Genomic DNA, 5,849 nt, shown 5'->3' with positions numbered 1-5,849 from the left:
CGCGGATCGGGAACACCAGCTCCGAGGGCGCGTTGCGGGCGGCCTTGAGGTGGGGGAGCCAGGCCTCGGACCCGACGTCTCGACAAGCTCGACCAACGGCTCACGTCCGAATCGTGGGCGCCATGCGTGGTCCGGGTCACGTCCGGGAGTACAGTGACAGCGTGCGCCCGACGGTGATCCTTCTCCTTCGCTGCCGCGACGAGGCCTAGACAGGCCGGTCCCTCGTCGCGGAGGCTTGGTGTGCCGGCCAACCTCACCGAGCGAAGGACACATGATGGAGAACAGCATCACCGCCACCACCCCCGGCGGAGTTCACGACGTAGCAGTGCACGGCGCAGCCGCCGGGATCATCGGCGACAACCCGCAGCGGACGTCGGGCATGCCGACCCAGAAGTACCAGCCGTTCCACGAGCAGATCCGCGTGGACATCCCTGACCGGACCTGGCCCACCAAGCGCATCGAGCAGGCACCCCGCTGGTGCGCGGTCGACCTGCGTGACGGCAACCAGGCCCTCATCGAGCCGATGGACCCGGAGCGCAAGCTCCGCATGTTCGAGCTGCTGGTGTCGATGGGCTACAAGGAGATCGAGGTCGGCTTCCCGTCGGCGAGCCAGATCGACTTCGACTTCGTGCGCAAGCTCATCGAGGAGAACCGGATCCCCGACGACGTCGTGATCCAGGTACTCACCCAGGCCCGTGCGCACCTGATCGAGCGGACGTACGAGTCGCTGGCGGGTGCCAAGCAGGCGATCGTGCACCTGTACAACTCGACCTCGGTGCTGCAGCGAGAGGTCGTGTTCCGGTCCGACCAGGACGGGATCGTCGACATCGCGCTGGACGGCGCCAAGCTGTGCCGCAAGCTCGAGGAGACCGTCCCGGACACGCGGATCTACTACGAGTACTCGCCGGAGTCGTACACGGGCACCGAGCTCGAGTTCGCCGCGCGCATCTGCAACGAGGTCATCGAGGTCTTCGAGCCGACGCCGGAGCGCAAGGTCATCATCAACCTGCCCGCCACCGTCGAGATGGCGACGCCCAACGTGTACGCCGACTCGATCGAGTGGATGAGCCGGCACCTGCACCACCGCGAGAACGTCATCCTCTCGCTGCACCCGCACAACGACCGCGGCACCGCCGTCGCGGCCGCCGAGCTGGGCTACCTGGCCGGTGCCGACCGCATCGAGGGCTGCCTGTTCGGCAACGGTGAGCGCACCGGCAACGTCGACCTGGTGACCCTGGGCCTGAACCTGTTCTCGCAGGGGATCGACCCGCAGATCGACTTCCACGACATCGACGAGATCCGTCGCACCGTGGAGTACTGCAACCAGATGCCCGTGCACGAGCGCCACCCGTACGTGGGGGACCTCGTGTTCACGGCGTTCTCCGGCTCGCACCAGGACGCCATCAAGAAGGGCTTCGAGCACATGGCCGGGCGGGCGGAGGCCGCCGGCGTCGGCGTCGACGACCTGCACTGGGGCGTGCCGTACCTGCCGATCGACCCCCGCGACGTGGGACGCTCGTACGAGGCGGTCATCCGGGTCAACTCGCAGTCCGGCAAGGGTGGGGTGTCCTACCTGCTCAAGAGCGAGCACAAGCTGGACCTGCCGCGCCGCCTGCAGATCGAGTTCTCCCACGCCGTGCAGAAGGTGACCGAGACCCAGGGCACCGAGGTGACCGGCGCGGACATCTGGCGCATCTTCACGGACGAGTACCTGCCCGTCGAGGAGGGCGCGCTGTCCGGCCTGGAGCACTGGGGGCGGCTCACGCTGCGTGGAACCCGTGCGGTGTCGGCGGAGGGCGAGCAGGACACCCTCGAGGTGGACGTGATCGACCGCGGTCAGGAGCTGACGCTGACCGGTACCGGCAACGGGCCCATCGACGCGTTCGTGAACGCGATCGCGCAGGTCGGTGTCGACGTCCGGGTGCTGGACTACACGGAGCACGCCCTGTCGGAGGGTGGGGACGCCAGCGCGGCGGCCTACGTCGAGTGCGCCGTGGGCGACGACGTCCTGTGGGGAGTCGGCATCGACCCCTCCATCACCCTCTCATCGCTGAAGGCAATAGTCTCGGCGGTCAACCGCGCAGACCGCGCCGTCTAGCCCCCCGCGACCGTTGAGTGCTGGATATTCGCCCGTGCGCCGGCCACGAAGGGGCGAATATCCAGCACTCAGCGAAGCCGGGTGTAGGAGGCCTCGAAGCCTTCCGCCTCTTCCGTGTAGGTCGTCTCGTCGCAGGTGTAGCGCAGCTCCTGCGTCGGGATGTTCGGCTGGCGCTCGGCGCTCTCGCCGGCGAGGGCGATGGTGACCTCGACGTTCCGGAAGTCCGAGCCCGAGGTCGTCAGCACGCCGTCGGCACTGGTCGAGACGATGTACTTCGCGGTACCGCTCCAGGTCTCCGTGAGCTCCCCGATCGAGGTCTCCGCGCGGGCCGGCTGGGCGTCGTCGTAGTTGACCAGCTGGGTCCCGTCGGCGCGGAACTCGGTCACCCGCCCGTCGAAGCCGCTGGCGTCGACGGTCTCGTCGAGGGCGTCGATGCGCATCTTGGTGCTCATGCTGTCCAGCCGCCACTCGCCCACCAGGCACTCGTCGATGGCCGCAGGGGACGCCTCCCCGGAGGGTGACGCCGACGTCGTGGCAGCGGCATCCGGGGTTCCGGGCGGCATGCCGAGCGCGAACGCCGTGGCCACCGCGCCGATGACGAGCACGCCCCCGGTAGCGACGAGCCACGTGGTCGGCCGGGACAGCAGGCCGCGGCGGGTCTCCTCCGGCTCGGCCGTGGCCGGCTCGGGCGCCGGCGTCGGCGTCGGCTCCGCGGTGGCCGCGGGCACCGCCTTCACCACCGTGGCGTCGTCGCGCAGCGTCGTCGCGTCGTCCAGAGGGCTGACGGCGGGGCCCGGCGTGATCTTCGTGGTCGCGCTCCGGAGGCCGGCCGGTACCTCGTTCAGGAAGTTGAGCACCTCCTGGAGATCCGGACGCGCGTCGGGATCCTTGTCGAGGCAGGCGCGGACCAGGGGGAACAGCCAGGCCGGGCAGGCACTGAGGTCCGGCTCCTCGTGGACCACGCGGTAGTAGACGACGGTGGTGTCGCCCTCACCGAACGCCCGCTGACCGGTCGCGGCGTAGAGGGCGACGGCGCCCAGCGCCCAGATGTCGGCCGCGGGCGTCGCGAGGCTCCCACGGACCTGCTCGGGCGCCATGAACGACGGTGTGCCGACCTTGAGGCCGGTGCGCGTCAGGGACGTCGAGTCGGACGCCTGGGCGATCCCGAAGTCGATGACGAACGGGCCGTCCTCGCCGAGCAGGATGTTGGACGGCTTGAGGTCCCGGTGCACGATGCCGGTCTGGTGCACGGCCCGCAGCGCCTCGGCCACGCCGGCCAGCATGCGGCGCACGTCGGGCTCGGGCAACGGGCCCTCGGCCTGCACGACGGCGGTGAGCGCCGGTCCCGCCACGTACTCGACGGCCAGCCACGGCTGGGCGCCGTCCGGGTCGGCGTCGATCAGGGTGGCGAGATGGCGGCCGCGCACCTTCATCGCCGCGGCGGCCTCTCTACGGAACCGGGTGCGGAACTCCGGATCCTGCACGAATTCCTTCAGGATGGCCTTGAGGGCCAGCTTCCGTCCGGTGCGGGTTTCTGCGAGGTACACCACTCCCATACCGCCTGCGCCGATCCGTCCGAGGAGCTGGTAACCACCCAGCTCCGATGGGTCGGACGGTTCGAGCGGGTGGATCTGCGGGGCCGCCCCTGAGCCTGGCACGATCATGGGGGAAACATACCCGATGTCCTTGAATTCACCTCGCTTATCAGCCAGGGTGATTGCGCATTCGCTCCGAGAGCGGGCAACTACACAGAGATACCGATACAGGGGGAAACATGAAGAGGAAGTTCGTGAGCCGGGCGCTCCCGTCCGCGCTCGTCGCGGGCGGCTTGATCATCGCGGGCGCGACGTCCGCGACGGCGGCTGACGAGTCGCCGAACGCCGAGCAGTCGACGGGCGGACTTGGTGGGCTCCTCACGGGTACCGTCGAATCCGTCGCCGGCAAGGACGGCGCGGTCGACACCACGCTGAACCAGGTGTCGGACACGGTCGAGCAGGTCACCAAGAAGGACGGTGCCCTGGACGACACCGTGCGGGGCGTCACGGGCGTCGTCGACTCGGCGGCCGGCAAGGACGGCGCGGTCGAGGACGTCGTGAAGGGTGTGACGGGCGGCTCGTCGTCGGCGTCCGACGAGGTCGTCGCCACGAAGGCGGCTCCGGCGTCGGCCAACGCGGGCGGCCCCGTCGAGGACGTGGTGAACGGTGTCACCGGCGCGGTCAACGCGGTGGCCGGTGAGAACGGTGCCGTGGACGACGTCCTGGGCGCTGACGCACCCGAGCAGGGCGTGACCGACAACCTGCCCGCCGAGATCATCAACGACATCGGCTCCATCGGCGAGAACGCCGGGAACGTCGACGTGCCGGGCACGATCGGCTCGGTCGCCGGCCCGGACGGCGTCGTGGACGACCTGCTGGAGAGCCCGGTCTACGTCAGCAACCCGGGCGGAGAAGACCCGGGTGACGGCGGTCCGGGCGGTGACGACCCGGGTGACGGCGGCTCGGGCGACGACGGTGGCTGGGACGACGGCTCCGGCGACGGCTCCGGCGACGGGGGCGTGCTCCCGATCGGTTACCCGGGCAGCGGCGGTTCGGACACCGGGATGAACCCGATGGCGCCGATCCAGTCCGCCGGGGAGGCGCAGGCGCCTGGCGCGCTGGCGCAGACCGGTGGCGAGGTCGTCGGTGCGGCCGCGGCCGGGCTCGTCCTCACGGCGGCGGGCGCTGCCCTGGTCCGCGCGCGGCGCCGAATGCTCGAGGTCCAGAACTGACCTGAGCACTTCGCGACGTGTCGGACGCCCAGGCCACCTCGGTGGCCTGGGCGTCTGCATGTCGCGGCCTCTGATCAGCCGGCCAGGGCGCGATAGTGCCCGGACAGCGCCGGGTAGTAGTCGCCGAAGTCGATGGCCTCCGGGTGCCCGCCGGTCTCCGCGGCGACGAGCCGGTCCAGGTAGTACTCCCAGCCGGGCCCGACGTTCTCGGCCATGGCGGGATCGTCCATCGACTGGGCGAACGTGAGCGTGGTGACACCGTCCGCCTCGGCCAGGCCGAGCTGCAGGTGCCAGGTCGCCGGCGTCTGCTCGTCGTAGGGTGCCTGGGACGTGAGCTCGAGGCGGACCGGCGCGTCGCACACGTCGATCGTCCACTCCTCGGGCTCGATGCCCTCGCCCTCGAAGAGCATCTCGAACCGCACGGTGCCCTGCGCCGGGTCGCCCGTCCACCGCCCGATCCAGCGGGCGAGGCGCTCCGGCTCGGTGACGGCCGCCCACACGTCCTCGATCGGGGCGCGGAAGGTGCGGGTGAGGACTACGTACGTGCCGTCGGCCCGCCGCTCGTTGCGGCCGGTGGCCGTGGGGCTGGTGCTCATGCTGTCTCCTCTGTGGTGCGCGGTGGGTCGTCGGTGTGTCGTGCGCCCTCGGCCGCCTGGCGGTCCCGGCCCGCTCGGCGCACCTCCAGCTCGAGCCCGTCGAGCGCCCGCTCGCCGATCGGAGGTGCGGGGGAGAGCTCGGCGAGGAGCGCGGTCACGGGCGCGAGCCCGGCTCGGTCGAGCCGGTAGTGCCGCTCACGGCCGACGTCGTCGGCGAGGACGAGTCCCGCCGAGCCCAGGGCTCGCAGGTGCTTGCTGATGGCGGGACGGCTGATCGGGTGAGCTGACGCCATGTCGACGACCCTCGCCGGCCCGGCCGCGAGCTGCCGGAGCAGTGCGCGGCGGGGCCGGGGGGGGGGGGGCGCGCAAGGGGGCACGGGACAAATGT

General features: G+C 70.8%; 5 protein-coding genes. 2 read left to right on the top strand and 3 right to left on the bottom strand.

Features of this window, described 5'->3' with window-relative positions:
- Positions 1 to 379 precede the first annotated feature (379 nt).
- Positions 380 to 2,098 (top strand): 2-isopropylmalate synthase, encoded by a 1,719-nt coding sequence (leuA, locus tag AB0F40_RS27120; RefSeq protein WP_357475362.1) that lies wholly within the window; start codon positions 380 to 382, stop codon positions 2,096 to 2,098.
- Positions 2,099 to 2,166: 68 nt separating this feature from the next.
- On the opposite strand, the gene AB0F40_RS27115 is transcribed toward leuA, so the two are convergent.
- Entirely contained in the window at positions 2,167 to 3,762 is a 1,596-nt protein-coding gene (locus AB0F40_RS27115) for a serine/threonine-protein kinase (RefSeq protein ID WP_357475358.1), read from the bottom strand.
- A 110-nt stretch (positions 3,763 to 3,872) separates the two neighbouring features.
- Between AB0F40_RS27115 and AB0F40_RS27110 the strand changes: the two genes are divergently transcribed.
- The gene (locus tag AB0F40_RS27110; RefSeq protein ID WP_357475356.1) at positions 3,873 to 4,865 is read left to right on the top strand and encodes a hypothetical protein; all 993 of its coding nucleotides are present in this window, start codon (positions 3,873 to 3,875) and stop codon (positions 4,863 to 4,865) included.
- Between the two features lie 74 nt (positions 4,866 to 4,939).
- Here AB0F40_RS27110 and AB0F40_RS27105 read toward each other — a convergent pair whose 3' ends face one another.
- Positions 4,940 to 5,461, bottom strand: a complete 522-nt coding sequence (locus AB0F40_RS27105; RefSeq protein WP_357475354.1) for an SRPBCC family protein — start codon at positions 5,459 to 5,461, stop codon at positions 4,940 to 4,942.
- On the bottom strand, positions 5,458 to 5,838 hold the full coding sequence (locus AB0F40_RS27100; RefSeq protein WP_357475360.1) for an ArsR family transcriptional regulator: 381 nt from the start codon (positions 5,836 to 5,838) through the stop codon (positions 5,458 to 5,460). Before AB0F40_RS27100 ends, AB0F40_RS27105 begins: the two co-directional genes overlap by 4 nt.
- Positions 5,839 to 5,849: the final 11 nt, after the last annotated feature.

The organism is Promicromonospora sp. NPDC023987 (assembly GCF_040639055.1).
Classification (GTDB): domain Bacteria; phylum Actinomycetota; class Actinomycetes; order Actinomycetales; family Cellulomonadaceae; genus Promicromonospora.
Note: the sequence above shows the minus strand (reverse complement) of the source record. Positions and strands in the feature narration are given on the sequence as shown.

Bases quoted from the DNA above. Each gene is read 5' to 3' on its own strand.
- leuA (WP_357475362.1), top strand. From the start codon at position 380: ATGCCGACCCAGAAGTACCAGCCGTTCCACGAGCAGATCCGCGTGGAC.
- AB0F40_RS27115 (WP_357475358.1), bottom strand. From the start codon at position 3,762: ATGATCGTGCCAGGCTCAGGGGCGGCCCCGCAGATCCACCCGCTCGAA.
- AB0F40_RS27110 (WP_357475356.1), top strand. From the start codon at position 3,873: ATGAAGAGGAAGTTCGTGAGCCGGGCGCTCCCGTCCGCGCTCGTCGCG.
- AB0F40_RS27105 (WP_357475354.1), bottom strand. From the start codon at position 5,461: ATGAGCACCAGCCCCACGGCCACCGGCCGCAACGAGCGGCGGGCCGAC.